The following is a 24,292-nucleotide window of genomic DNA, read 5'->3' on the forward strand; positions in this document are numbered from 1 at the left end:
GTGGGCGCCGGATTATTCGCGATCAAACGCCCGCTCGGGTTCGTGACGCCTCGACAATATTCCTGCGCTCGCTCAAATACCCATACGGCACGCGGGAGGACCGGGCAACCGGTTCAGGCCTTGAGCAGATGCATCGGTCCGAACAGCGCCTGCATCTGTTCATGCCGAATGAAGGAAAGGTTATAAGGGTGCTCGGAAACCGCCTTGGGAAAGGCGTTTGTGGCGGGCACGGATTTGAGCTGCTCGGCGATCTTTCCCCACAACACGAGTGTCGGCAGTTTGCCGCCGCGCTCGGCCAGCGCCTCGAACACCGCCTGCAGCAGCGGCTGCCACGCTTTGGCATCCTTCAACGGCGCCACGTCGGGGCGGTAGACCAGCGAGGCATTGAGCAACAGGAAACCGCGCTTGAGCAGGTTGGCCTGCATTTCGGTCAATGTCTGGATGAAGCCGGAACCAGCGGCGCGCGCCCGCGCAGACACCGCTTCCACCGCGACGCCCGAGGTATCTTCCGGCCGCAGCATGCCATCGGCCACCATCAGCATCTTCATGAAATTGCGCAGCGAGGTGGCGCGGTTCACCGGCTTCGACAAGCCCTTCTCCGACCACAGCGCTTCCACCGCGCCATCCATGAAGCAGACACCGGTAGCGCTTTCCTCGCGCGGATAAGGCCCTTCCCCAACCAGCACGTAGCGCACTTCGGAGAGCGGCAGGCTGAAGGCAGCGAACAGACGCCCCCGGGTCGGCAGGAAATGGCTTTGCGCCAATTGGGGCAAATAGGCGGGCTCGGCCTGCATCATGGCTTGCAGGCCCGCATGCAGGCAGTCATGCCAGGAAGGGTCTGCGGCTTGCAGTGCGTCGAGGATGGAAGGGGGGATGGCGGCGGAAGTCGGTGACATGGAGAAGGCGCGGTGAAGTGGCTGCGGACAGGGGCGATTGTAGCGCCCTGCCCGCTTCCGCGCGCTCCGTCACTTGCCCATGATGGAAACCACATTGTCGGCGCCGGGCGCGCCGAACAGGCCCTCCTTCAGAATGCGCAGCTGATCGCGCACCTGGGCCGCCTTCTCGAACTCCAGGTTCTTCGCGTGTTCGACCATCAGCTTTTCCAGGCGCTTGATTTCCTTGCCGGCCTGCTTCTGGCTCATCGACTCGTACTTCGCCACTTCCTGCGCCGCCTGCAGTTCCTGCTTCGCTTCCTGCTGGCTGTAGACGCCGTCGATCAGGTCGCGAATCTGCTTCTTCACGCCCACCGGCGTGATGTTGTTGGCGCGGTTGAAGGCAATTTGCTTAGCGCGGCGGCGCTCGGTCTCGTCGATGGCGCGGCGCATCGAATCGGTGACCCGGTCGGCATACAGGATCGCCATGCCGTGAAGGTTGCGCGCCGCCCGGCCGATGGTCTGGATCAGGCTGCGTTCGGAACGCAGAAAGCCTTCCTTGTCGGCGTCGAGGATGGCCACCAGCGACACCTCGGGAATGTCGAGGCCTTCGCGCAGCAAGTTGATGCCGACCAACACGTCGAAGGTACCGAGGCGCAAGTCGCGGATGATCTCCACCCGTTCCACCGTGTCGATGTCGCTGTGCAGGTAGCGCACCTTGATGCCGTTGTCGCTCAGGAACTCGGTCAGCTGCTCGGCCATGCGCTTGGTGAGCGTGGTCACCAGCACCCGCTCGTCCTTCTCGATGCGCTGAGTGACTTCCTGGATCAGGTCGTCTACCTGGCTGCTGGCCGGACGCACCGAGATCACCGGATCGACCAGGCCCGTTGGCCGCACCACCTGCTCCACCACCTGGTCGGCGTGCTGGTTCTCGTAGTCGGCCGGCGTGGCAGAGACGAAGATGGTCTGCCGCATCTTGCTTTCGAACTCCTCGAACTTCAGTGGACGGTTGTCCAGCGCAGACGGCAACCGGAAGCCGTAGTCGACCAGATTCACCTTGCGCGCCCGGTCTCCGTTGTACATGCCGTTGAACTGGCCCAGCAGCACGTGCGACTCGTCGAGGAACATGAGGGCGTCCTGCGGCAGGTAGTCCACCAGGGTCGGCGGCGGCTCGCCCGGCTTGGCGCCGGACAGGTGGCGCGAGTAGTTCTCGATGCCCTTGGTGAAGCCGATCTCGGCCATCATTTCCAGGTCGAAGCGGGTGCGCTGCTCCAGGCGCTGCTCCTCGATCAGCTTGTTCTGCTGGCGGAACCACTCCAGCCGGTCGCGCAGCTCTTCCTTGATGCTCTCGATGGCGCGCAGCACGGTGGAGCGCGGCGTCACGTAGTGCGAACCGGGATAAATGGTGAAGCGCGGGATCTTCTGCCGCACCCGGCCGGTGAGCGGGTCGAACAGCTGCAGGCTGTCGATCTCGTCGTCGAAGGTTTCGATGCGCAGCGCCAGCTCGGCGTGTTCTGCCGGGAACACGTCGATGGTGTCGCCGCGCACGCGGAAGGTACCGCGGGCGAAATCCACCTCGTTGCGGGTGTACTGCATCTGGATCAGGCGGGCGATCACGTCACGCTGGCTGACCTTGTCCTTGGCGCGCAAAGTCAGGATCATCTGGTGGTACTCGTTCGGATTACCGATACCGTAGATGGCCGACACCGTGGCCACGATGACAACATCGCGCCGCTCCATCAGCGACTTGGTGCAGGACAGCCGCATCTGCTCGATGTGCTCGTTGATCGACGAGTCCTTTTCAATGAACAGGTCGCGCTGCGGCACGTAGGCTTCAGGCTGGTAGTAATCGTAGTAGCTGACGAAGTACTCCACCGCGTTCTGCGGGAAGAACTCGCGGAACTCGCTGTAGAGCTGGGCCGCCAGCGTCTTGTTCGGGGCGAACACGATCGCCGGCCGTCCGAGCCGGGCGATGGTGTTGGCCATGGTGTAGGTCTTGCCCGAGCCGGTCACGCCGAGCAGAGTCTGGAAATAAAGACCATCCTCCACGCCTTCCACCAGCTTTTCGATCGCGGCGGGCTGGTCGCCGCCGGGCGGGAAAGGCTGGTAGAGCCGGAAAGGGGAATTCGGGAAGGTGACGATCTTGGACTCGTCGACGGTGCTGGTAACCTGGGATAAATCTGCCATGGGCATTCGACCTTTGGTAGAATAATTGGTTGCACTTCGGTGAGTCTGTGGCGCCAGTTGCAAACACCACATTGCACCGATAACAACCCGCTGCACAAGCAGAGCTCCGCAGCCAACTTTTCATGTTATCACGATGAACCAATCCCTTCCCGCCTCCCTTTTCTCCGCCATCGAGATGGCGCCGCGCGACCCGATTCTGGGCATCACCGAAGCATTCAACGCCGACAAGAATCCGGCCAAGGTCAATCTTGGCGTGGGCGTTTATTACGATGACAATGGCAAGGTGCCCCTGCTCGAATGCGTTCGCAAGGCCGAGGCCCAGCTGATGGAAAAGGCTGCGCCGCGCACTTACCTGCCGATCGACGGCTTGGCGGCGTATGACAAGGCGGTCCAGGAATTAGTATTTGGGGCCGACAGCGCCGTAGTTCAAGAAAAACGTGCGGTGACTGCCCAGGCCCTCGGCGGCACCGGCGCGCTCAAGCTCGGCGCCGACTTCCTCAAGCGCTTTTCGCCGAACGCCCAGGTCTGGATCAGCGATCCGAGCTGGGAAAACCACCGCGCGCTGTTCGAATCGGCCGGCTTCGTGGTCAACACCTATCCGTACTACGACGCTTCCACCCGCGGCGTGAATTTCGCCGGCATGCTACAGGCGCTGGAAACCATGCCCGCCGGCTCCATCGTCGTGCTGCATGCCTGCTGCCACAACCCGACCGGCGCCGACCTGACCGAAGACCAGTGGACCGACGTCATCCGCGTCGTGGCCAGCCGCGGCCTGATCCCCTTCCTCGACATGGCCTATCAGGGCTTCGGCGACGGCATCGATGCCGACGGCAAGGTGGTGCGCCGCTTCGCCGACGCCGGCGGCCCGCTGTTCGTCTCCAACTCCTTCTCGAAGTCGTTCTCGCTGTACGGCGAGCGCGTCGGCGCGCTCAGCATTGCCGCCGTCAGCGCCGAGGAAGCCGCCCGCGTGCTCTCGCAGCTCAAGCGCGTCATCCGCACCAACTACTCCAACCCGCCGATCCACGGCGGCCAGGTGGTGGCCACCGTGCTGTCGACGCCGGAACTGCGCCAGATGTGGGAAGAGGAACTCGCCGTGATGCGCGTTCGCATCCGCGAAATGCGCCAGGCCATGGTGCAGAAGCTCAAGGAAAAGGCCCCCGGCCAAAACTTCGACTTCGTCGTCCGCCAGCGCGGCATGTTCTCCTACTCCGGCCTCACCAAGGAGCAGGTGCAGCGCCTGCGCGAAGAGTTCTCGATCTATGCGATCGACACCGGCCGCATCTGCGTTGCCGCCCTGAACTCGCGCAACATCGACACCGTCGTCGGCGCCATCGCCAAGGTGCTCTAAGCACATCGTCCTGATGCGCCGCTGCTTGCGGCGCGTCAGGATCACAAGCGCTTCCCGCGCTTTGACAGCAAGACAGTTTCACCCTATAATGCTTTCTCTGTTCCCTGATAGCTCAGTCGGTAGAGCGACGGACTGTTAATCCGCAGGTCCCTGGTTCGAGTCCAGGTCGGGGAGCCAAAAATTCTGCAAAAAGGCCTTCTTTGGAAGGCCTTTTTGCTTTTGGCGTAATCCACCAGTGCCATGTTTCCTTTGCAGCCATCCCGCCCGCCAGCTCGATGACCGACGTCACTGCAAGGCAGCGGCCTGCCGGCTGCTTGGCTTTGTCAACTGCCGTCTCTTGCAAGTTTGCCAGTCCGGCCCCATACATCCATGCCAAGGACTCATGAGGCGAAGCCTTCCTATGACTGGACCGACGCACCTACCGTCCTGACAGACCAAGCGCTTGCACCTTCTTTTGTGCCGTCCTTTCGGCGTACGGTTGTCACTGTGCCCGCGTGCTGCCAGGACGACCGGTCGGTCAATTATGCCCGTGCAAGGGCAACCGGCTCTTTTCCTCTCCATGGCTGCGGTCGACATCGAGGAGGAAAGCCAATCCGGAGATCACCAGCAAGAAACCATTTGTTCAACGAATTTTGGCTTCATCTTTTCAAAATGCAAATGCATCTGCCGTGCAGGATTGCAGCAAGCAAACCGCCAAATGGTCCACCTTGAAACAAAAAGGCCGCGCATGAAGCGCGGCCTTTCTCGAAGACGAAGGCAATCAGCTGGCGTTCTTGCTGCGTTGAACGGCATTGGCCTTGGCAGTATCGGTCGCACGCGGCTCGATGCGCTTGGCATTGCCGGCGAACTGGTCTTGTCCTGCCATGCCGTTGAGGGAACCGAGGGAGGACGGGTTCTCGGCATAAGCCTTCTCCAGCTCGGCGCGGACCTCCTCGCGCGTCACGTTGCGAGTGATGGCTTCCTGAGCAGAAGCGGCGTTGGTCATGATCAGAGCGAGGGCGGCGGTGATGGCGAGATGGCGTTTCATTTTCGGCTCCTGGGTCAAAGGGGTATCTGCTTGGGTGGTTGGCAGGCATGTCCTGCATCGATGAACCCAGTGTAGTGTTTCTCCCTCAGCAGAAAAACCTGGCTCTCAGCAATATGTAATTTCGAAAAGTGAAACAATCTCCCGCTTTTTGCTCGCCTCAAGCGGCACTTAGCTGGCGCTCCTGCGAAACGGAGCGCAGCACTTCGATGAACTCCTGCACCGCCTGCGGCAGGCCAACTTCCGCCCTGCGCAGAAGCCCTACCGGTTCTTCGGTGCCAGTGGTGGCGAGCGGCAGCCTTTCCAATCCAGCTTCCCGCTTGCCGGCATTCACGCCCAGCACGCCGAGCGGAGCGAACCAGACGGAATCCGAATCGCGCACGAGGCGCTGGGCCAGCGCCACCGACAGGGTCTCGACGCAATTGTCCGGCATGCGGAAGCCTTGGGAACGGACGAAGCTTTCGGTGTGATGGCGCGGTACGGTACCGGTGGGGGAGACGACAAGCGGATGGGCAAGCACGTCGCTGAGCGTCACGTTGCCGGCCGCGCTCAGCGGATGCCCTTCCCTGACCAGCAGGGCAAGCGGCTCCATGTAGAGCAGTTCGAAGGTCAGGCCGACCGTCATCTGCGGGTCGGACATGCGGCCGACGGCGAAGTCGATCTCGCCCGCCTTCAGCATCTCCAGCAATGGCTGATTGGCCGCAGTATGGATCACGACCCGGGCATCGGCATGCAGCTGCCGGAAACGCTTCAAGGCAGGCGGCAGCACATCGGGCGCGACGCTGGGCAAGGCGCCGATCTGCACGGTCTCGGCACTTTTCTCGTCCGCCATGTCGACCGACGCGGCAGCGCCGTCAAGCGCCTCCATGATGCGCAGCGCATGCGGCATGAAACGCTCGCCTTCCGCCGTCAGGCGGGCGCCCATCCGATTGCGCTGAAACAGGGGCTGGCCGCTGATTTCATCCAGTTCCGACAAGGTCTTGGAGACCGCTGGCGCACTGATGCGCAAACGTTCGGCCGCGCGGCCCAAATTGCGTTCCTGGGCCACCGCGACGAAGCACTGGATATGGCGCAGCCGGATGCGGTGGAGAAAACTCGGCTTATTCATAACCGGAGGTTAATGATTTTTCGGGAAGATTTCAATTTACTTGAAAATCCATAAAGCCTAAAGTGGCGCCACTCAACCCTTCATGCCACACATAGAGGAGATATCCATGCCCGGTCCCATCGACCAATTCGGTGAATTCCTCCAGCGCGATTACAGCGTGCATCCGCCCGCTTTTGCGCCGGGGTACAAGACTACCGTGCTGCGCTCCCCGCGCAATTCCCTGATCTCGCTGCAGCAGTCGCTGTCCGAAGTGACCGCGCCGATCTTCCGCCCGGAAGAGCTCGGTCCGCTCGACAACGACCTGATCATGAACTATGCCAAGGACGGCCTGCCGATCGGCGAGCGCATCATCGTGCACGGCTACGTGCGCGACGAACTCGGCCGCCCGGTGCGCAATGCCCTGGTGGAAGTCTGGCAAGCCAATGCCGGCGGCCGCTACCGCCACAAGAAGGACCAGTACATCGCTCCGATCGACCCGAACTTCGGTGGTTGCGGACGCATGCTGACCGACGACAACGGCTATTACTATTACCGCACCATCAAGCCGGGTCCCTACCCATGGCGCAATCAGGTCAACGACTGGCGGCCGGCGCACATCCACTACGCCATCTCCGGCGACGGCTGGGCGCAGCGCCTGATCACCCAGATGTATTTCGAGGGCGATCCGATGATTCCGCACGATCCCATCCTCAAAACCATCACCAACGAGGAAGCGGTGCGCGGCCTGATCAGCAAGCTCGACCGCAGCGCCGTGGTCCAGCTCGACAGCCTCGCCTACCGCTTCGACATCGTCCTGCGCGGCAGCCGCGCCACGCTGTTCGAAAACCGCCTCCAGGGAGCCAAATAATGCTGAACCAAGTCACCATGCTCAAGGAAACCGCCTCCCAGACCGCCGGCCCGTACGTGCACATCGGCCTGGCACCCAAGCAGGCAGGCTTCGACATTTTCGAAAACAATTTCGGCAATGTGCTGACCACCTCCCAGACCAAGGGTGAGCGCATCGTGATCCAGGGCCGCGTCATCGACGGCTCGGGCACGCCGGTGCGCGATGCGCTGATCGAAATCTGGCAGGCCAACGCTGCCGGCAAGTACAACCATCCGGCCGACCGTCAGGAAAAGGATCTCGATCCCACCTTCCGCGGCTGGGGCCGCGGCTGCACCGATTTCGAAACGGGCACCTACACCTTCGAGACCATCAAGCCTGGGCAGGTCATGGGTCGTAACGGCCGCGTCATGGCGCCCCACGTCAATTTCTGGATCGTGGCCCGGGGCATCAACATCGGCCTCAACACCCGCATGTACTTCTCCGACGAAACCGATGCCAACAGCAAGGATCCGGTGCTCAACCTGATCGAATGGGAAGTACGCCGCAAGACCTTGTTGGCCGAGCGTATCGAGGAAAAGGGTCAGGTGATCTACCGCTTCGACATCGTGCTGCAGGGTCAGAACGAGACGGTGTTCTTCGACGTCTGATCCATCAAGGCTGCCGGCGCGTCGCCGGCATTCGCTTCATCTCGGGCTGCATGCCGCCAGGCTGCAGCCTTTTCTTTTGCGAATGCGCGCAGATGGCAACCGGCACCTGCCTGCCGGAGCGATGCAGAATTGCATGGAGGGTCGCGCCTTGCCCGGCATGCAGACGATCAATGGCGCTGCGGCGGCCGGGAAATTCCGACGGACATCGATCGTGTGGCCACGAAGATTTCGCGCAGGAAGAAAACGAAACTGCCGATCAGGCAGAGCATGGCGAGCACGAACATCAAGGCGATCGGCGCAGCCAATCCCAGCCCCAGCGCATCGCCTACGAACAGCGCTGCGATCACCAGGCAGATCAACAGCGCGCACGAGGTGCTGAGCGTGATGGCGCGGTTGATGAGGTGGGCGCGCTGATGGAGCGTGTCCCGTTCCGCCAGCATTTCCGGATCGGCGCCGGAGTCCGCCAAGCCGATGCGGTCATCCAGGACCCGCGAACGGTCGATGATCCGCGCAAGCCGGTTGGTGAGAACGGTGAGATTGGTGCCGACGCCGGTAAGCAGGAATACCGGCGCTACGGAAAGCTGAATGATGTGGCTGACGTTACCGATTTGTATTTCCATCGCGTTTCTTCAAGGTTGGCCGCCGCCATTCTATCCTGCGGCGCCGGTCGGACCGGGCTGTTGCGCGATGGCCTCCATCCGGCACATAAATGACGCCGGTTTGATTTTTCTCTGTTCCACGCTGCGGGAAGCCGGAGCAATCGACGCGATTTCCTGTCCATCCAGCCATATGCGCCTCTGATCCGGCGCATCCGATTGCCCTGGCTTACCCCGGAGCATGGCGCTCTTCCCCGCGCCAGTCTCCAGCCCACCAAGCCGCATTGCCTTCACAGATTGCTTCCCTGAACCAGCCGCACCCCGAGAACCCCAGCGAGACAGAAAATGACCATCCAGCCCCAGCGCAGCCATGCGCCTGACATGTCCTCGAGTGCCGCCATGACTCACTTCGAGATCGCCAGCCTTGCGCCTTCGCTTCTGACGAACATCCATTCCGGCGCCAACGGCGTGCTCATCATCGACGAGACGCTGCAGGTAGTACTGGTGAACCGTCGCGCCGAACAGATGTTCGGCTACCCCGCTGGATCATTGCTAGGCCAACCGCTGGAACGGCTCGTGCCGCTCGACCGCAATGCCGAAGCGAGGGAGAGGATCGATCAGCTCGGTTCGCCAGACGCTGCGGCGCGCCGCAGCCGGTGCGGCTTGCGAGGCGTGCGCATGGACGGGGTTGAAGTGCCGCTGAGCGCTTATGTATCGCGGCTGCCGATGCACGAGAATGCCTACATCGCCCTCGTCATCCGTGCCGACATGCGCCTGCGGCGCGGCCGCAATCGGCGCACCCAGTATCCGCGCGCAGCGGAGCTGCGCCGCCTGGCCCTATCCTCCCAGCAGGCGCACGAGCAGGAAAAGAAGCGCGTATCGAAGGAACTCTATGATGATATTGCGCAAAGATTGAGCGTTCTCAAACTGGACCTGGAGTGGCTGGACCAACATATGCCAGCAGGCAATGATCCGGTATTCGCTCGAATCACGCAGATGCAAGGCATGCTCGATAATGTCATCAGCATCACCAAGAGCATGGCATCTTCGCTGCGTCCGCCTCTGCTGGACGACTTCGGGCTGCTGCCGGCACTTGAATGGATAACCGAAAAATTTGAAAAGAAAACTGGCATTTCATGCCGACTCGATACCAGCGGCCTGCGCTTGCCCATTGCCGACCCTTTAGTCTCTGCCATCTTTCGCGTCGTTCAGGAAACGCTGATCAGCATCGAGCGGCAGAATCATGCCAGCATGGTAAACATACGCCTGACGCATGCGGCCGGTAAGCTGGAGCTGATCATCGAGGATGACGGCATCGGCGTGCCGCGCGAAGCGTCAAGCACCCAGGACTCTTACGGATTGGTAACGATGCAAGAAAGAATTTTCATTTTGGGAGGTACAATCACCATCATGAACAAATCCCCCCGAGGAGTAGCGATCCGCGCTACGATGCCGGCCGACCCACTCCCCGCTAGCTGAGCCCGAATCATCCATGATCCGTATTGTTATCGCCGACGATCACACCATCATGCGCGAAGGCCTGAAGCGAATCCTCGAAGGCGCCGACGATATTGAAGTCGTGGGTGAGGCCGTCGACGGTTACGAGGCACTGGCTCAAGTCCGCAAGGGCGGGTTCGACCTGCTGATGCTCGACCTCTCCATGCCCGGTCGCAGCGGCGTCGAACTGATCCGGCAGATCAAGGACGAGATGCCCAAGCTGCCCATCCTGATCCTGACGATGCACGAAGAGGAGCAGTATGCGGTACGCGCCATCCGCGCCGGCGCGAAAGGCTATCTCACCAAGGAGAGTGCCGGCACCCAGCTCGTGAGCGCCATCCGCAAGGTCGCAGCCGGCCGCCCCTACATCAGCCTCGAGGTTGCCGAACAGCTGGCCATGGATGCCATGCCTGCCAATGAAGACCTGCCGCACAAGCAGCTTTCCAACCGGGAGTTCGAAGTCTTCACGCTGCTGGTGAGCGGCAAGTCGATCACGGAGATCGCCGAATCGCTGCACCTGAGCGCCAAGACGGTGAGTACCCACAAAACCCGCATCCTAAACAAAATGAACATGAGCTCGCTTGCGGAAATGGTGCAGTATGCGGTGCAGCATAGGCTGCTGGGCCCGCTCAAGGTCTGACCCGCGCCTCTGGTTGTAGTCCTTTCCTTACCTCGGAAGCACTCGAAATTCCGTGCTTCGGCAGCCTGAAGCCCGCCAGCGCGGGTTTTTTCTTAATCAAAATCAAATCTGCCGCTTTTTTCGTCAGTGAAATTTACCGTCCCGGGTAGGAATTTTCCTACCCAATAGGCGGTAGTCCTACATCCTGATTCAGCCACTCCCGATAGTAAAGGCCGGTTGCTATTGCGATACTAGCCATTCACTAAAACGCAACAGTGTCAGACAGCAAATGCTGACCTGCGAACCGCATCGTCGCCTCCTCCCGCGCCACGATGAAAAAGACCGAAGCCGCATCCCACGGCGCTTCCGCCAAAACACTGGATTTTTGAAATAGGAGATGGTTATGTTGTCAACGCAAGCGTCCGATTCCCGCGGCGAGGTCGTCAATTCGACTCTGCATTCCTCATCTCTCGAAGCGGGCTGGCAACGGCAGGGCAAGCTCTGGTCCAACCTGAAGGAACTGTGCGACATCCTCCACATCCCCCAGGTCACGGCCCATACCGAAGAAGAGCTGCTTTTCCAGCATGTGCAATTCAAGACCGGGCAGCGGGTCCATACCATCGGCCAGCCCTTCGATACGCTGTATATCGTTCACTCCGGCTTCCTGAAGACGGTCCTGATCGACGAGTTCGGCAATGAGCAGGTGCTCAGCTTCCCGATGAAGGGCGACCTGTTCGGCGTCGACGGCATCCACACCAAGCGCTATGCGTCGGAAGCCGTTGCCCTCTCCAACTGCGACCTGATCCTTCTGCCGTTCAAGAAGCTCACCGCGCTTGGCCGCATCCATCCCGAGTTCGAGCATGCGATGTACAGCGTCATGAGCCGCGAACTGGTGCGTGAACAGGGCATGGTCAGCATGCTGGGCGCACTCAGCGCCGAAGCCCGCGTCGCCCGCTTCCTGGTCAACCTGTCGGAGCGCTATGCCGACATGGGCTACTCCAGCAAACTGTTCAACCTGCGCATGACACGTCATGAGATCGGCAGCTATCTCGGCCTGACCCTGGAAACCGTCAGCCGGACCCTGTCAGCCTTCAACGAGATCGGCCTCATCACCGTCGACCAGCGCTCCATCGGCATCAAGGATGCGGAAGCATTGCGGACGCTGCGCCGCCTGCCCCCTTCCAGCTCGCGCGCAAAACAGGTCGCCGCGAAAAAGGCCAAGGCCGCAGCTGCCCAAGCGCAGGAAGCGCCGGCCGAGGGCTGGGACCAGCGCGCCAGCGCCTGATCCGGCTAGCACCATTAGCCTGGCCAAGCCCTCTTCGGAGGGCTTTTTCTTTTCAAAATGGCCATAAACGCCATGCTTCAAATGCGCCGCCCCCGCCCCGTTCCAAGGTCCTCCAGTGCCGCAACGGCCAGCCGGCATGAGGGCGTTGCCGCTCTTGCCACGTTCAACGAATCCGGGAATTTCTTCAAAATCTTGTCGCCAGGCTGCAAATCGCCTGTTACCCAAGGGTTATAATACGACCCGCCTTGATCCGCCTCAGATTCAGCCTTCCGGCAATCTGTCCAGAGATCGACCGGCCCGGTTTGCCAACATCCGGCACCTGTCATTCACGCGCACCATTCCTTGTCGGTTCCTATGTCACAGACGTCTGCTAGCAAGCCTCTCGAAATCAAGATTTCCACGGTCGTCGCCGTCGCTGCCCTGCTCGGCACGGCCGATCTCGACACGTTGAAACAGGAACTGCGCAAGCTGACGGGAGGCACGCCGGATTATTTCGACAATGAATTCGCGGTGCTTGACCTCGCCGGATGCGGCGACATGGCGCTCGACTGGCCTGGACTCATCGCGCTCTTCAAGTCTTTCAGCCTGAACCCGGTGGCAGTACGCAATGCCCCGGCCGACATGGAAGCAGACATCGTCGCCAACGGCCTGAGCATCGACGTGGTCGCGCCTCAGGCTGGCGCCCGCGAGGCCGCTGCCGCAGCACCGGCTCCCGCGCCTGCGGCCCCTGCTCCCGCTCCGGCACCCGCGCCGCAGGCGGCCGCGCCCGTCCCCGCCATGATCATCGACACCCCGGTTCGCGCTGGCCAGCGCATCTATGCGCGCGGAGCGGATCTGATCGTCACGGCGGTGGTCAACGGCGGCGCCGAGCTGATCGCCGACGGCAGCATTCATGTCTACGCTCCGCTGCGCGGTCGCGCGCTCGCCGGCGCACGCGGCGATGCCGGCGCCCGCATCTTCGCGCTAAGCATGGAAGCCGAACTGGTATCCATCGCCGGCACCTATCGGACCTTTGAGAACGGCATCCCGGCGGATGTCGAGCGCAACGCGGCCCAGATCCGTCTCGACGGCGATCGCATCGAGATGCTGCCGCTTACCCTGCGCGCTTGAATAATTTTTGTGAAAGGAGTTTGTTCGTGGCAAAAATCATCGTGGTAACGTCTGGCAAAGGCGGCGTCGGCAAGACGACATCGAGCGCCAGTTTCGCTTCCGGACTGGCAATGCGCGGACACAAGACCGCAGTCATCGACTTCGACGTCGGCCTGCGCAACCTCGACCTGATCATGGGCTGCGAACGCCGCGTGGTCTATGACCTGATCAATGTCGTCAACGGCGAAGCCACGCTGACCCAGGCGCTGATCAAGGACAAGCACTGTGAGAACCTGTTCGTGCTGCCGGCTTCCCAGACCCGGGACAAGGACGCCCTCACTGAAGAAGGCGTTGAGAAGGTGCTGAAGGACCTCGACGGCATGGGCTTCGAGTACATCGTGTGCGACTCCCCCGCCGGCATCGAACGCGGCGCCGTGATGGCCCTGACCTTCGCCGACGAAGCGGTAATCGTCACCAACCCGGAAGTGTCCTCGGTGCGGGATTCCGACCGCATCCTCGGCATCATCCAGGCCAAGTCGCGCCGCGCCCAGAACGGCGGCGAGCCGGTGAAGGAGCATCTGCTGATCACCCGCTACGTGCCGAAGCGCGTGGAAGCCGGCGAGATGCTGTCTTATTCCGATGTCCAGGAAATCCTGCGCATCCCGCTGATCGGCATCATCCCCGAATCGGAGTCGGTGCTGCATGCCTCGAACCAGGGCACACCCGCCATCCACATAAAGGACAGCGACGTGGCCGAAGCGTATCAGGACGTGGTTTCGCGCTTCCTCGGCCATGAAGTGCCGCTGCGCTTCACCACCTATGAAAAGCCTGGCCTGTTCCAGCGCATTTTCAAGGGAAGATAATCGATGGCGCTGCTTTCCTTCCTCTTCAACAGCAAGCCGAAGACCGCCGTCGCGGCCAAGGAACGGCTGCAGGTGATCATCGCCCGCGAGCGCAATGGCATGGGCGGTCCGGACTTCCTGCCGCAGCTGCACAAGGAACTGATCCAGGTCATTTCCAAGTACGCCAACGTGAATCCCGACGACATCAAGATTTCGCTCGACCGCCAGGGCAATCTGGAAGTGCTCGATGTGAACGTGGTGCTGCCGGACGTTGCTGCGAAGCCGGCAAGCTGATCACTCGGATGTGAAGCGCCAGTTCGTCTGGCGCGCAATGAAAAGGCATTGCCCCGTCGGGACAATGCCTTTTGTTTTTGGCATCCACAAAGCCGATCGGTCGTCATCGCAGGCCATGGCGGCGATTGCACGCCGCCGGCGCAGCGGACTCAATGCAGGCTGTGCTTCAGGTCCGACAGTTCGCGATGAGCCTGCATTACCGCGCGGCGCACTTCCTCCGCCACCGGCGCGTCGGTCTTGCAGGCATCGCGGGCACGGTCGCCGAGCTGCTCCAGGTCGTCCACGCACTGGCGCAGGGCCTGTTCATCGGCCGACGCCAGCACATTGCTCATCTGACCGGATTTTTCATCGAGCTGCTGGATGCTGTCCTTCAGTTCCATCGGCAGCAGCAATTCTTCCTGGCACAGCCGGGATGCCTGCTCGATGGCAGCCTGCGCGTGCTGGACGCGCTGCCGGATTTCATTCATCTGCATGATGCCGCTCCTTGCTCGCGAATTGATCGAGCGGATTTGATGACAAAGCAATACGGGAGTTCCAGCGGCGAAATGCGGCTGCCCTGTGGGCGGGATATCCCGGGACGGCAAGACAAGGTAGACTAGCTCCGGGCCATCAGCCCAGCGCCGCGAAGCGGCTCATAACCACAAACACAAGGAGATAAAAATGACGTCGATGAAACGACGCGAGATGCTGCACACCACCGCTGCCATGACGCTCGGCGCGATCGCCGGCTGCGCCGCGCCTACCGTAGCCAGCAATCAGCCGCGCACGCCCTTCACCGTTGCCGACACCTATATTCCCATCGTCGGCTCCGATGAAATGTTCCCGGTGCGCCGCATCTACTGCATCGGCAGGAACTATGCCGCGCATGCGCGCGAGATGGGCTCCGACCCTACCCGCGAACCGCCCTTCTTCTTCCAGAAGCCGACCGACGCCATCCAGAACGTCGCCCCCGGCACCACCGCCAATCATCCTTATCCGACGCTCACCAAGAATTACCATTACGAGATCGAACTGGTGGCCGCGCTCGGCAAGGGCGGCAGGAATGTGCCGGTGGAAAAAGCGCTCGACCTGGTGTACGGCTACGCCATCGGTCTGGACATGACGCGGCGCGACCTGCAGCGCGGCATGGGCGACCAGAAGAAACCATGGGAGATCGGCAAGAGCTTCGACATGTCGGCGCCGATCGGCCCCATCCACAAGGTAGCCCAGACCGGCCATTTCAAGCAGGGCAGCATCTGGCTCAAGGTCAATGGCCAGACCAAGCAGGATGCCAACCTCAGCCAGATGATCTGGAGCGTGGCGGAACAGATCGCCAAGCTGTCGGAAGCTTTCGAGCTGATGCCGGGCGACATCATCTTTTCCGGCACGCCGGAAAACGTCGGCCCGGTGGTCAAGGGCGATGTCATGGAAGGCCATATCGACGGCTTGCCGAATTTGTCGGTCAAGGTGGTTTGAAACCCGAACGGGAAACCACAAGGCTGCCTGCATCGCGGCTTGCCATGACATGCGCCCCGCGGGGCGCATTTTCATTTCAGCGTTCGACCGAACGACTGGTCACTGAGGAGTAAAGGCAAATACCCGAAACCCGCTCGAAACAACCGGCAGTGCGCAAAACGGAATAAGTGGAGTGGTGGTCGGTACTGGGATCGAACCAGTGGCTTCCACCGTGTGAAGGTGGCACTCTACCGCTGAGTTAACCGACCATGTCGTCGTGCCGAGGACTCTTTCAAGCACCGCGGCAGATTATGGAAAACTGCGTCGCCATCTCTCGACAGCGGCGCGAATTATCTCACAAAACCTGCAATCCATCAAACAACTCAGGCCGGATTCTCTTCGGCCGGCTTCGTCAGCCAGAGGCACTTGCCCTTGGTGTCCTTGTCGAGTTTCTGCAGTAGCGCCTCGTGTTCCGCGATCTCGGTCTCGTCGGCGCACAGCACCAGGATCTCCGCCAGCTGCGCCGGCTCGGTTTCGCCTTCGCCGCTGCCGCTTTCTTCCGCGCCGATCAGGTCAATCGTCAGACTGTTCTGGCCGCGCGTCATGGCGAGGTAGACCTCGGCCAGCAGTTCGGCGTCGAGCAAGGCGCCGTGCAGCGCCCGGTGCGCATTCGAGATGCCGTAGCGGTCGCACAGCGCATCGAGCGAATTGCGCTTACCGGGATGCATTTCCTTGGCCCGCACCAGCGTGTCCAGCACCGTATGCACATGCGTCTTGAAGGCCGGCAGGCCGAGACGATCGAACTCGGCATCGAGGAAGGCGAGGTCGAAGGGCGCGTTGTGGATGATGATCTCGGCGCCGCTGACGAAGTCGCGCAGTTCGTCGGCGATCTCGGCGAACTTCGGCTTGTCGCTCAGGAACTCGGTGGTCAGGCCGTGCACCGCGAGCGCGCCCTCTTCCGAGTCGCGCTCGGGATTGATGTAGCGGTGGAAGTTGTTGCCGGTCAGGCGGCGGTTGACGATTTCGACGCAGCCGATCTCGATGATGCGGTCGCCGGAGCGTGGATTAAGGCCGGTGGTTTCGGTGTCGAGGACGATTTGGCGCATGATGAATTAAAAAAACGGAGTAGGAAAAACTTCACGCCGCGGCGGCGACGGAGGCGACGCCCATGTTGGCCAGCGCGTCTGCGCGCTCATTGCCTTCATGTCCTGCGTGCCCCTTGACCCAGCGCCATTCGACCTTGTGGCTGCCCAGCGCGGCATCGAGCGCCTGCCACAGGTCGACATTCTTCACCGGTTCCTTGGCGGCGGTTTTCCAGCCGCGCGCCTTCCAGCCATGGATCCACTCGCTGATGCCCTTCTGCACATACTGGCTATCGGTATGCACGATCACTTCGCAGGGACGCTTGAGCATGGTGAGCGCCTCGATCACGGCCCGCAGCTCCATGCGGTTATTGGTGGTGTTCAGCTCGCCGCCGAACAGTTCCTTGCGGTGGCTGCCGGCAACCAGCAGCGCGCCCCAGCCGCCGGGCCCGGGATTCCCCTTGCAGGCGCCGTCGGTAAAAATTTCCACTTTATCCATTACTCGTCCGTCAATTCCTTGATCTTGTTCGTCACCGGCACGCCGCGCGCCGCTTTCACGCCCTGCTTGGCCCAGGCCGGACCGATCAGCCGCATGCCCCGTACCCGCTTGACCGCCTGCACCATGTACACCGCTCCGAGGTAAGGCCACCAGCGGTCGCCGGCACGCTCCATGAAGCCATAGCGCCGCAGCCACTTGTCGGTCAGGCAGGGCGGCGCATAGCAGCCGAAATGGCCGCGATTGACCTCCATGCTCAGCAGCTTGAGCCAGTCCTTGAGCCGGTGCAGTCCGATGAACTCGCCGTTCTGCGGCAGGAAATGCGCGCCGGTCAGCCGTCCCGCCACTTGGCGCAAGCCCCACAGGCTGGCCGGGTTGAAGCCGCAGACGATCACCTGCCCTTCCGGGATCAGCACCCGCTCCACTTCACGCAGCACCTGATGCGGCTCCTGCGCGAACTCCAGCACATGCGGCAGCACCACCAGATCCAGGCTTTGCGTGGCGAAAGGAAGCTCGGCGAAATCATGCACGACCACGATGCGCGGTCGGCCGCCCTCTTCCGCCGGCATGCGGGTATCGGTCAGCCACTTGTTCGGCATGCGGTTGGCCCGCAGGGCGTCCACCTGGGGCAGACCGACCTGGATGGCGTTGAAGCCGAAGATGTCCGCCGTCAGGGCATCGAAGCGGGCCTGCTGCCAGGCGCGCACGTATTGTCCCGCAGGCGTATCCAGCCAGGCGCCGAGCGATATAATCGATTTCCCTGAGGACGGAGTGTGCATTTATGTTAAGCGTATTGGCGGTTCCCGCATTCCAGGACAACTATCTCTGGCTGATCCATGACGGCAAGCATGCGGTGGTAGTCGATCCGGGCGACGCGGCGCCGATTCTCGATGCGCTGGCAAGACTGAACCTGTCCCTGAGCGCTATTCTACTGACACATCACCACGCTGACCATGTCGGGGGCGTGGGCGAATTGACCGACCGCATGCCGGTGCCGGTCTTCGGGCCGCGCAAGGAAGCCATTGCCGGCGTGAACCGGCCGCTCGGGGAGGGTGACCATGTCAGCCTGAACGAGCCGCGCCTCGACTTCGACGTCATCGAAGTGCCCGGCCATACCCGCGGGCACATTGCCTATTTTTCCAGCGGACAGCGCTGGCTGTTCTGCGGCGATACGCTGTTCGCCGGCGGCTGCGGCCGCCTGTTCGAGGGTTCGCCCGAGCAGATGGTGAGTTCCCTTGCGAAGCTGGCAGCCTTGCCCGACGATACCGCCGTCTACTGCGCGCACGAATACACGCTCTCCAACCTGCGTTTCGCCCAAGCCGTTGAACCCGGCAACGAGCCGCTCAATCGCCGCATGCAGTCCGAACAGGACAAGCGCGAACGAGGCATTCCCACCGTCCCCTCCTCCATCGGCCTTGAAAAAGCCACCAATCCCTTCCTCCGCCATACCCATCCTGACATCCTGCGCAAGCTTTCCGACGAGAAAAAGATTTCTTCAGAGGAACCAATTTCGGCCTTCGCCGCTCTACGGGAATGGAAGAACAATTTCCGTTGAATTAACGCAATAGATAGTCTTTACTTTTGTGTAATCATCGCGATTACTTCCGATAAATCTTGACGCAGGAAAACACGATTACGTAAACTTCCCATCCTTTACGGCTGGAGTTTGCCAGCCCCACCCCAGAGAGGAAACATGCACACGCTGAAAAGTCGAAGATTTCCATTTGCAGCGCTGCTTCTTCTTGCCGCACCCATCGCCAGTACCCAAGCCGCAGACCTTTCCCTTCCGATCCAGAATTGGTCCCAAAGTCTAGTCACCGACCTGCCTTACGACCCGAACGACCCGGTCGCTCAGCTCCTCAGCATGGAGGAGGTCGATGTCTGGGGCCGCATCCGGCGCGGCTTTGCAATCCCCGACCTGGACAATCCGCTGGTGGCCAACCACATCCAGTGGTACACCTCGCGTCCTGACTACATTCAGCGCACCACCACCCGCGCCTCGCGCTATCTGTTCCATGTGGTGCAGGAACTGGAGAAGCGCGGAATGCCGACCGAGCTGGCGCTGCTGCCCTTCATCGAATCGGCCTTCAATCCGCAGGCGCTGTCGCCGGCGCAGGCAGCCGGCATGTGGCAATTCATTCCCTCGACCGGCCGCGACTTCAATTTGAAGCAGAGCACGTTCAAGGATGATCGCCGTGACGTGCTGGCGTCCACCGACGCCGCCCTCGCCTACCTGCAGAAGCTGTACAACATGTTCGGCGACTGGCAGCTCGCGCTGGCCGCCTACAACTGGGGCGAAGGGTCGGTGCAGCGGGCCGTCAACAAGAACAAGGCCGCCGGCCTGCCGACCGACTTCAACAGCCTGTCGGCCCTGATGCCGGCGGAAACCCGCAACTACGTGCCCAAGCTGCAGGCAGTGAAGAACCTGATCGCCGCGCCGGCGCAGTACGGCATCGCCCTGCCCAAGGTAGACAACCAGCCCTACTTCGTCACCATCGGCAAGACGCGCGACATCGACATCAAGGTCGCCGCCCAGCTCGCCGAGCTGTCGGTGGATGAATTCAAGGCGCTGAATCCGCAGTTCAACCGGCCGGTGATCACCGGCAGCTCGAACACCCAGATCCTTCTGCCGCAGAGCAATGCGGAGAAGTTCAAGGCCAACCTGTCGAAATGGGGCCGCGCGCTGTCTTCCTGGACGGCGCACACCGTCACCAGCGCGCGGGAGCGTATCGAGACCATCGCTTCCAAGTTCGGCACCACGCCGGAAGTGATCCGCGAAGTCAACAACATCCCGCCGCGCATGCGGGTGAAGGCCGGCTCCACGGTGCTGGTGCCGAAGACCGATCAGCTGGCCGAAGCCGACATCGCGCCCGAGGTGGCCGACAATGCCCGCCTGGCGATCGAGCCGGACGTGCCCGACACCCGCAAGATCTTCGTCAAGGTGGGCAAGCACGATAGTCTGGATTCCATCGCCAGCCGCTACAAGGTGAGCGTGGAACAGATCCGGGGCTGGAACAACCTGCACCAGAACAAGCTGAGCAAGGGGCAAAGCCTGCAGTTGCAGGTGCCTTTCAACCAGGGCGGCGCGACTCGCACGGCGTCGGCGAAGCATGTAGAGCCGGCCAGGCCGGCCACGGTCGTGGCGACCGCCTCCAGCAAGCGCGCCGCGGCGCCGGCCCGCCACGTGGCGCGTCCCGCGCCGGCACGCAAGGTCGCCGCTCCCGCCAAGCAGACTCAGGTAGCGAAGAAGACTGCCGCCCCGGCCAAGCAGCCGGCCAAGAAGCGGCAAGGCTGAACCCGGCGACTTACCCGGCGGGCGCCAGCTCGGTCGAGTAAGTCGAAGCCGCCAGCAGGCGGCGCGTGTAAGGCTGCGTCGGATTGGACAGCACGTCCTCCGTCATGCCGCTCTCCACCACTTTCCCGTCCTTCATCACCATCACCCGATGCGCCATGGCGCGGATCACGGCGAGGTCATGGCTGATGAAGAGATACGCCATGCCGTATTTTCGCTGCAGCTCGGCCAGCAGTTGCAGCACCTGCTTCTGCACCGAGACATCGAGTGACGAGGTTGGCTCGTCCAGCAGGATCAGCTCCGGCTTCAGCACCAGAGCGCGGGCAACCGCTATTCGCTGACGCTGGCCGCCGGAAAATTCATGCGGGTAGCGCGACATCATTTCCGGCGCCAGTCCCACTTCGTGCAGGCCCTGGGCCACCGCATCCCGCAGCTGGACGCGCCCGAGCTGCGGCTGATGCAGCGCTAGGCCCTCGCCGACGATCTGCTCGATGGTACGGCGCGGCGAGAGGGAAGCGAATGGATCCTGAAACACCACCTGCATGCGGGAGCGCAGCGGCCGCAGCGCAGTGCTGTTCATGTCGCTGATGGCGTGATCGCGGAAGCGGATGCTGCCTTCTACCTGAGCCGACGACAGCCGCAGCAGCGCCATGCCGAGCGTCGACTTGCCGGAGCCCGACTCGCCGACGATGCCGAGCGTTTCATGCGGCCGCAGACGCAGGTCGACGTTGTCCACCGCGACGAAAGGCGTCTGCTTGAACCAGCCGCGCTTGATCATGAAGGTGCAGCGCATTTTTTCAGCCGACAGGAGGGGCGGCACCTCGTCGCCGACGGCGGCCACCATGCGCTGCGGATGGCTGGCCAGCAGCTTCCTGGTATAGGGCTCGCGTGGATTGGCGAACAGTTCGGCAGTGGAAGCGGTCTCGATCAGCCGGCCGCTTTCCATCACCCCCACCCTGTCGGCGAAATGCCGCACCAGGTTGAGGTCATGGGTGATCATCAGCACCGCCATGTTCTCCTCGCGCTGCAGCTGGTTCAGCAGTTCGAGGATCTGTACCTGGATGGTGACGTCGAGCGCGGTGGTCGGCTCGTCGGCGATCAGCAGCTTGGGCTTGCAGGCCAGGGCCATGGCGATCATCGCCCGCTGCCGCTGCCCGCCGGACAACTGGTGCGGATAGGCCAGCGCCCGCCGCGCCGGCTCCGGAATGCCGGTCTTGTCGAGCAGATCAACCGCCCGCTTCGCCGCTTCGCGCGCATTGATCCCCTCGTGCAGCATCAGCACCTCGGCGATCTGGTTGCCGATGGTGAACAGCGGATTCAGCGCCGTCATCGGCTCCTGAAAGATCATGGCGATGTCATTGCCGCGCACGGCCCGCATCGCCTGCTCCGACTTGCGCAGGATGTCCTGCCCTTCGAACAGGATGCTGCCTTCATAGGCGGCGTCCTGGTTGAGGCGCATCAGCGAGAGCGAGGTCACCGTCTTGCCGGAACCAGACTCTCCCACCAGTGCGAACTTCTCGCCAGGCGCGATGGAGAAGCTGACGTCGTCCACCACGGTGGCCTCGCCGAAGCGCACGCGCAGGTTGCGCACATCCAGCAGGCTCATGCCTTCCTCCGCACGTCAAGGGCGTTGCGCAGCGCATCGCCGATATTGGTCAGCAGCAGCAGCGTGACGGTCAGCACGCCGAAGGTCGACAGCGCGATCCACCACGCATCGAGGTTGTTCTTGCCTTGGGCGAGCAGCTCGCCCAGGCTGGGCGTGGAAGGCGGCACGCCGAGGCCGAGGAAGTCGAGGCTGGTCAGTGCCAGGATGGCGCCGCTCATGCGGAACGGCAGGAAGGTGACGACGGGCGTGAGGCTGTTGGGCAGCACATGGCGCCAGATGATCTGGCGGTTCGACAGCCCAAGCGCCCGGGCTGCCTGCACATACTCCAGGTTACGGTTGCGCAGGAAGTCGGCGCGCACATAATCGGACAGGCCCATCCAGCCGAACAGCGACAGCAGCACCAGCAGCAGTCCAATGCTGGGCTCGAAGATGGACGAAAAAATGATCAGCAGGTAGAGCTCCGGCATGGAGCCCCAGATCTCCATGAAGCGCTGAAAGAAGAGGTCGGTGCGGCCGGCGAAGTAGCCCTGTATCGCGCCGGTGATCAAGCCAAGAATGACGCCGGTGATGGTGAGCGCCAGCCCGAACAGCACCGATACCCGGAAGCCATACAGCAGCCGGGCGAACACGTCGCGGCCGCGGTCGTCGGTGCCGAGCCAGTTTTCGGAGGAAGGCGGCGCCGGATTGGGGGACTTGGCGAAATAATTCAGCGTGTCGTAGCGATAGTGGTTGATCGGGTAGACGGCCCAGTTGCCCGGCTTGCGGAACTGGTCCTGGATGAAGGGATCGAGGTAGTCGGCGGGCGAGGCGAAGTCGCCGCCGAAGGCCTGCTCCGAATAAGTCTTCACGATCGGAAAATACATCTGGCCGTTGTAGCGGGCCAGCAGCGGCCGGTCGTTCGAAATCACTTCCGCCATCAGGCTGAGCGCGAACAGCACGGCGAAGAGGATGAGGCTGACATAGCCGCGCCGGTTCTGGCGGAAGCGCAGCCAGATGCGGCGCCACGGCGAGATCGAGGGCTTCAGGTCCGGGATGGCTCGGGCGGTGACATCCTCGTTGGAGGCGTGGGTGGTGACGGTGCTCATCGGCTCAGGCTTTCGAACTGGACGCGCGGGTCGGCCCAGACATAGCAGAGATCGCCCAGCAGCTTCACCACCAGGCCGATCAGGGTGAACAGGTAGAGCGTGCCCATTACCACCGGATAGTCGCGCCGCACCACCGACTCGTAAGACAGCAGGCCCAGGCCATCGAGCGAGAACAGGGTCTCGATGAGCAGGCTGCCGGCGAAGAAGGCGCCGATGAAGGCGGCCGGGAAGCCGGTCACCAGCGGAATCAGCGCATTGCGAAACACATGCTTGTACAGCACCGTGCGCTCGCTCAAACCCTTGGCGCGGGCGGTCAGCACGTACTGCTTGCGGATCTCCTCGAGGAAGGTGTTCTTGGTGAGCATGGTCATGACGGCGAAGGAACCGGCCACCGAGGCGGTCACCGGCAGGGCGATGTGCCACAGGTAGTCGGCGACCTTGCCGAACCACGACAGGGTTTCCCAGTTGTCCGAGGTCAGTCCGCGCAGCGGGAACCATTGGACGAAGCTGCCGCCGCCGAACATCACCAGCAGGAACACGCCGAGCACGAAGCCAGGAATGGAGTAGCCGACCAGCACCAGCATGCTGGTAGCGACGTCGAAGCGGCTGCCTTCCCGCATCGCCTTGGCGATGCCGAGCGGAACAGAGATGAAGTAAGTCAGGAAGAAGGTCCAGAGGCCGATGGTGATCGACACCGGCAGCTTCGACTTCACCAGCGACCACACATCCTTGTGGTGGTAGAAGCTCTGGCCGAGGTCGAAGGTGGCGAAGCCCTTGAGCATCTGCAGGAAGCGATCCGGCGCCGGCTTGTCGAAGCCGTACAGCGCCTTGATTTCCTTGACCCGCTCGGCGTCGATGCCCTGGCGCCCGCGGTAGTCGGAGGCGCCGCGGCCGGAGGCCTCTCCGCCGCCGCCCTGGGTCTTGAGCTCCATCAGCGCCTGCTCCACCGGGCCGCCGGGCACGAACTGGATCACGACGAAGGTGATGGTGACGACGCCGATCAGCGTCGGCAGCATCAGCAGCAGGCGCTTGGCGATGTAGGACCAGAGATTCATGGCTTTCC

24 protein-coding genes, 2 tRNA genes and 1 pseudogene are annotated in these 24,292 nt (G+C 62.2%); 13 read left to right on the forward strand and 14 right to left on the reverse strand.

From position 1 onward, the window contains the following. Positions 1-113 precede the first annotated feature (113 nt). On the reverse strand, positions 114-896 hold the full coding sequence (locus tag CHB88_RS03890; RefSeq protein WP_089397996.1) for a uracil-DNA glycosylase family protein: 783 nt from the start codon (positions 894-896) through the stop codon (positions 114-116). Between the two features lie 69 nt (positions 897-965). Further along, positions 966-3,059: an excinuclease ABC subunit UvrB gene (uvrB, locus tag CHB88_RS03895; protein ID WP_089397997.1), complete on the reverse strand. Its 2,094-nt coding sequence runs from the start codon at positions 3,057-3,059 to the stop codon at positions 966-968. Between the two features lie 133 nt (positions 3,060-3,192). Here uvrB and CHB88_RS03900 point away from each other — a divergent pair, with 133 nt between their 5' ends. Both CHB88_RS03900 and CHB88_RS03905 read left to right on the forward strand, forming a co-directional pair. After that, positions 3,193-4,407 (forward strand): amino acid aminotransferase, encoded by a 1,215-nt coding sequence (locus CHB88_RS03900; protein ID WP_089397998.1) that lies wholly within the window; start codon positions 3,193-3,195, stop codon positions 4,405-4,407. Between the two features lie 101 nt (positions 4,408-4,508). Then, a tRNA-Asn gene (locus CHB88_RS03905) sits at positions 4,509-4,584 on the forward strand. A 583-nt stretch (positions 4,585-5,167) separates the two neighbouring features. Here the strand turns inward: CHB88_RS03905 and CHB88_RS03910 are convergent. The 3 genes and pseudogenes from CHB88_RS03910 to CHB88_RS25485 form a co-directional block, all read right to left on the reverse strand. After that, positions 5,168-5,434 carry a DUF4148 domain-containing protein gene (locus CHB88_RS03910; protein ID WP_089397999.1) on the reverse strand — a complete coding sequence of 89 codons (267 nt, stop codon included), beginning with the start codon at positions 5,432-5,434 and terminating at the stop codon, positions 5,168-5,170. A gap of 157 nt (positions 5,435-5,591) precedes the next feature. Next, a complete protein-coding gene (locus CHB88_RS03915) occupies positions 5,592-6,320 on the reverse strand; it encodes a LysR substrate-binding domain-containing protein (RefSeq protein ID WP_245844775.1) in 729 nt (242 codons plus the stop codon). Between the two features lie 66 nt (positions 6,321-6,386). Beyond that, positions 6,387-6,539 (reverse strand): annotated as a pseudogene (locus CHB88_RS25485) (LysR family transcriptional regulator); the annotation flags it as partial. Between the two features lie 106 nt (positions 6,540-6,645). Here CHB88_RS25485 and pcaH point away from each other — a divergent pair. Together pcaH and pcaG are read left to right on the forward strand one after the other, a co-directional pair. Then, positions 6,646-7,386 carry a protocatechuate 3,4-dioxygenase subunit beta gene (pcaH, locus tag CHB88_RS03920; RefSeq protein WP_089398001.1) on the forward strand — a complete coding sequence of 247 codons (741 nt, stop codon included), beginning with the start codon at positions 6,646-6,648 and terminating at the stop codon, positions 7,384-7,386. Next, on the forward strand, positions 7,386-8,012 hold the full coding sequence (pcaG, locus tag CHB88_RS03925; protein ID WP_089398002.1) for a protocatechuate 3,4-dioxygenase subunit alpha: 627 nt from the start codon (positions 7,386-7,388) through the stop codon (positions 8,010-8,012). Before pcaH ends, pcaG begins: the two co-directional genes overlap by 1 nt. A gap of 167 nt (positions 8,013-8,179) precedes the next feature. Here the strand turns inward: pcaG and CHB88_RS03930 are convergent, their stop codons facing one another. After that, a complete protein-coding gene (locus tag CHB88_RS03930; RefSeq protein ID WP_089398003.1) occupies positions 8,180-8,632 on the reverse strand; it encodes a DUF2721 domain-containing protein in 453 nt (150 codons plus the stop codon). A gap of 321 nt (positions 8,633-8,953) precedes the next feature. On the opposite strand from CHB88_RS03930, the gene CHB88_RS03940 reads away from it, so the two are divergent. The 6 genes from CHB88_RS03940 (at position 8,954) to minE (ending at position 14,234) form a co-directional block, all read left to right on the forward strand. Then, positions 8,954-10,087 carry a sensor histidine kinase gene (locus tag CHB88_RS03940; RefSeq protein ID WP_089398005.1) on the forward strand — a complete coding sequence of 378 codons (1,134 nt, stop codon included), beginning with the start codon at positions 8,954-8,956 and terminating at the stop codon, positions 10,085-10,087. Between the two features lie 13 nt (positions 10,088-10,100). Further along, on the forward strand, positions 10,101-10,745 hold the full coding sequence (locus CHB88_RS03945; RefSeq protein ID WP_089398006.1) for a response regulator: 645 nt from the start codon (positions 10,101-10,103) through the stop codon (positions 10,743-10,745). 382 nt (positions 10,746-11,127) lie between these two features. Continuing rightward, positions 11,128-12,009 (forward strand): Crp/Fnr family transcriptional regulator, encoded by an 882-nt coding sequence (locus CHB88_RS03950; protein ID WP_089398007.1) that lies wholly within the window; start codon positions 11,128-11,130, stop codon positions 12,007-12,009. Between the two features lie 354 nt (positions 12,010-12,363). Then, positions 12,364-13,119 (forward strand): septum site-determining protein MinC, encoded by a 756-nt coding sequence (minC, locus tag CHB88_RS03955; protein WP_089398008.1) that lies wholly within the window; start codon positions 12,364-12,366, stop codon positions 13,117-13,119. 26 nt (positions 13,120-13,145) lie between these two features. Continuing rightward, positions 13,146-13,961: a septum site-determining protein MinD gene (gene minD / locus CHB88_RS03960; RefSeq protein ID WP_089398474.1), complete on the forward strand. Its 816-nt coding sequence runs from the start codon at positions 13,146-13,148 to the stop codon at positions 13,959-13,961. A 3-nt stretch (positions 13,962-13,964) separates the two neighbouring features. Then, complete coding sequence (gene minE / locus CHB88_RS03965) at positions 13,965-14,234, forward strand: cell division topological specificity factor MinE (RefSeq protein ID WP_089398009.1); 270 nt, start codon at positions 13,965-13,967, stop codon at positions 14,232-14,234. A gap of 149 nt (positions 14,235-14,383) precedes the next feature. Here the strand turns inward: minE and CHB88_RS03970 are convergent, their stop codons facing one another. Beyond that, a complete protein-coding gene (locus CHB88_RS03970) occupies positions 14,384-14,707 on the reverse strand; it encodes a hypothetical protein (protein ID WP_245844730.1) in 324 nt (107 codons plus the stop codon). A 187-nt stretch (positions 14,708-14,894) separates the two neighbouring features. Between CHB88_RS03970 and CHB88_RS03975 the strand changes: the two genes are divergently transcribed. Continuing rightward, the gene (locus tag CHB88_RS03975; RefSeq protein ID WP_089398010.1) at positions 14,895-15,689 is read left to right on the forward strand and encodes a fumarylacetoacetate hydrolase family protein; all 795 of its coding nucleotides are present in this window, start codon (positions 14,895-14,897) and stop codon (positions 15,687-15,689) included. A 173-nt stretch (positions 15,690-15,862) separates the two neighbouring features. Here CHB88_RS03975 and CHB88_RS03980 read toward each other — a convergent pair. The 4 genes from CHB88_RS03980 to CHB88_RS03995 all read right to left on the reverse strand — a co-directional run bounded on the left by CHB88_RS03980 (position 15,863) and on the right by CHB88_RS03995 (position 18,025). Continuing rightward, positions 15,863-15,937: transfer RNA gene (locus CHB88_RS03980), tRNA-Val, on the reverse strand. 114 nt (positions 15,938-16,051) lie between these two features. Further along, complete coding sequence (gene dnaQ / locus CHB88_RS03985; RefSeq protein WP_089398011.1) at positions 16,052-16,774, reverse strand: DNA polymerase III subunit epsilon; 723 nt, start codon at positions 16,772-16,774, stop codon at positions 16,052-16,054. Between the two features lie 31 nt (positions 16,775-16,805). Next, positions 16,806-17,249 carry a ribonuclease HI gene (gene rnhA / locus CHB88_RS03990; RefSeq protein WP_089398012.1) on the reverse strand — a complete coding sequence of 148 codons (444 nt, stop codon included), beginning with the start codon at positions 17,247-17,249 and terminating at the stop codon, positions 16,806-16,808. Then, complete coding sequence (locus CHB88_RS03995) at positions 17,249-18,025, reverse strand: class I SAM-dependent methyltransferase (protein ID WP_089398013.1); 777 nt, start codon at positions 18,023-18,025, stop codon at positions 17,249-17,251. Before CHB88_RS03995 ends, rnhA begins: the two co-directional genes overlap by 1 nt. Before the next feature lie 2 nt (positions 18,026-18,027). Between CHB88_RS03995 and gloB the strand changes: the two genes are divergently transcribed. Further along, positions 18,028-18,801 carry a hydroxyacylglutathione hydrolase gene (gloB, locus tag CHB88_RS04000; protein WP_089398014.1) on the forward strand — a complete coding sequence of 258 codons (774 nt, stop codon included), beginning with the start codon at positions 18,028-18,030 and terminating at the stop codon, positions 18,799-18,801. Between the two features lie 138 nt (positions 18,802-18,939). Beyond that, positions 18,940-20,541 (forward strand): transglycosylase SLT domain-containing protein, encoded by a 1,602-nt coding sequence (locus CHB88_RS04005; RefSeq protein WP_089398015.1) that lies wholly within the window; start codon positions 18,940-18,942, stop codon positions 20,539-20,541. Positions 20,542-20,551: 10 nt separating this feature from the next. On the opposite strand, the gene CHB88_RS04010 is transcribed toward CHB88_RS04005, so the two are convergent. The 3 genes from CHB88_RS04010 to CHB88_RS04020 are packed head-to-tail and all read right to left on the reverse strand — an operon-like array spanning position 20,552 to position 24,284. Continuing rightward, positions 20,552-22,144: an ABC transporter ATP-binding protein gene (locus CHB88_RS04010; protein ID WP_089398016.1), complete on the reverse strand. Its 1,593-nt coding sequence runs from the start codon at positions 22,142-22,144 to the stop codon at positions 20,552-20,554. Further along, positions 22,141-23,229 carry an ABC transporter permease gene (locus CHB88_RS04015; protein ID WP_089398017.1) on the reverse strand — a complete coding sequence of 363 codons (1,089 nt, stop codon included), beginning with the start codon at positions 23,227-23,229 and terminating at the stop codon, positions 22,141-22,143. The genes CHB88_RS04010 and CHB88_RS04015 overlap by 4 nt, the downstream gene beginning before the upstream one ends. Next, positions 23,226-24,284: a microcin C ABC transporter permease YejB gene (locus CHB88_RS04020; protein ID WP_089398018.1), complete on the reverse strand. Its 1,059-nt coding sequence runs from the start codon at positions 24,282-24,284 to the stop codon at positions 23,226-23,228. The genes CHB88_RS04015 and CHB88_RS04020 overlap by 4 nt, the downstream gene beginning before the upstream one ends. Positions 24,285-24,292: the final 8 nt, after the last annotated feature.

The sequence above is a fragment of the Noviherbaspirillum humi genome (assembly GCF_900188095.1).
Lineage (GTDB): Bacteria > Pseudomonadota > Gammaproteobacteria > Burkholderiales > Burkholderiaceae_D > Noviherbaspirillum > Noviherbaspirillum humi.

Coding starts and splice junctions, on each gene's coding strand:
- CHB88_RS03890 (WP_089397996.1), bottom strand. CDS start 896: ATGTCACCGACTTCCGCCGCCATCCCCCCTTCCATCCTCGACGCACTG.
- uvrB (WP_089397997.1), bottom strand. CDS start 3,059: ATGGCAGATTTATCCCAGGTTACCAGCACCGTCGACGAGTCCAAGATC.
- CHB88_RS03900 (WP_089397998.1), top strand. CDS start 3,193: ATGAACCAATCCCTTCCCGCCTCCCTTTTCTCCGCCATCGAGATGGCG.
- CHB88_RS03910 (WP_089397999.1), bottom strand. CDS start 5,434: ATGAAACGCCATCTCGCCATCACCGCCGCCCTCGCTCTGATCATGACC.
- CHB88_RS03915 (WP_245844775.1), bottom strand. CDS start 6,320: ATGCCGCATGCGCTGCGCATCATGGAGGCGCTTGACGGCGCTGCCGCG.
- pcaH (WP_089398001.1), top strand. CDS start 6,646: ATGCCCGGTCCCATCGACCAATTCGGTGAATTCCTCCAGCGCGATTAC.
- pcaG (WP_089398002.1), top strand. CDS start 7,386: ATGCTGAACCAAGTCACCATGCTCAAGGAAACCGCCTCCCAGACCGCC.
- CHB88_RS03930 (WP_089398003.1), bottom strand. CDS start 8,632: ATGGAAATACAAATCGGTAACGTCAGCCACATCATTCAGCTTTCCGTA.
- CHB88_RS03940 (WP_089398005.1), top strand. CDS start 8,954: ATGACCATCCAGCCCCAGCGCAGCCATGCGCCTGACATGTCCTCGAGT.
- CHB88_RS03945 (WP_089398006.1), top strand. CDS start 10,101: ATGATCCGTATTGTTATCGCCGACGATCACACCATCATGCGCGAAGGC.
- CHB88_RS03950 (WP_089398007.1), top strand. CDS start 11,128: ATGTTGTCAACGCAAGCGTCCGATTCCCGCGGCGAGGTCGTCAATTCG.
- minC (WP_089398008.1), top strand. CDS start 12,364: ATGTCACAGACGTCTGCTAGCAAGCCTCTCGAAATCAAGATTTCCACG.
- minE (WP_089398009.1), top strand. CDS start 13,965: ATGGCGCTGCTTTCCTTCCTCTTCAACAGCAAGCCGAAGACCGCCGTC.
- CHB88_RS03970 (WP_245844730.1), bottom strand. CDS start 14,707: ATGCAGATGAATGAAATCCGGCAGCGCGTCCAGCACGCGCAGGCTGCC.
- CHB88_RS03975 (WP_089398010.1), top strand. CDS start 14,895: ATGACGTCGATGAAACGACGCGAGATGCTGCACACCACCGCTGCCATG.
- dnaQ (WP_089398011.1), bottom strand. CDS start 16,774: ATGCGCCAAATCGTCCTCGACACCGAAACCACCGGCCTTAATCCACGC.
- rnhA (WP_089398012.1), bottom strand. CDS start 17,249: ATGGATAAAGTGGAAATTTTTACCGACGGCGCCTGCAAGGGGAATCCC.
- CHB88_RS03995 (WP_089398013.1), bottom strand. CDS start 18,025: ATGCACACTCCGTCCTCAGGGAAATCGATTATATCGCTCGGCGCCTGG.
- gloB (WP_089398014.1), top strand. CDS start 18,028: ATGTTAAGCGTATTGGCGGTTCCCGCATTCCAGGACAACTATCTCTGG.
- CHB88_RS04005 (WP_089398015.1), top strand. CDS start 18,940: ATGCACACGCTGAAAAGTCGAAGATTTCCATTTGCAGCGCTGCTTCTT.
- CHB88_RS04010 (WP_089398016.1), bottom strand. CDS start 22,144: ATGAGCCTGCTGGATGTGCGCAACCTGCGCGTGCGCTTCGGCGAGGCC.
- CHB88_RS04015 (WP_089398017.1), bottom strand. CDS start 23,229: ATGAGCACCGTCACCACCCACGCCTCCAACGAGGATGTCACCGCCCGA.
- CHB88_RS04020 (WP_089398018.1), bottom strand. CDS start 24,284: ATGAATCTCTGGTCCTACATCGCCAAGCGCCTGCTGCTGATGCTGCCG.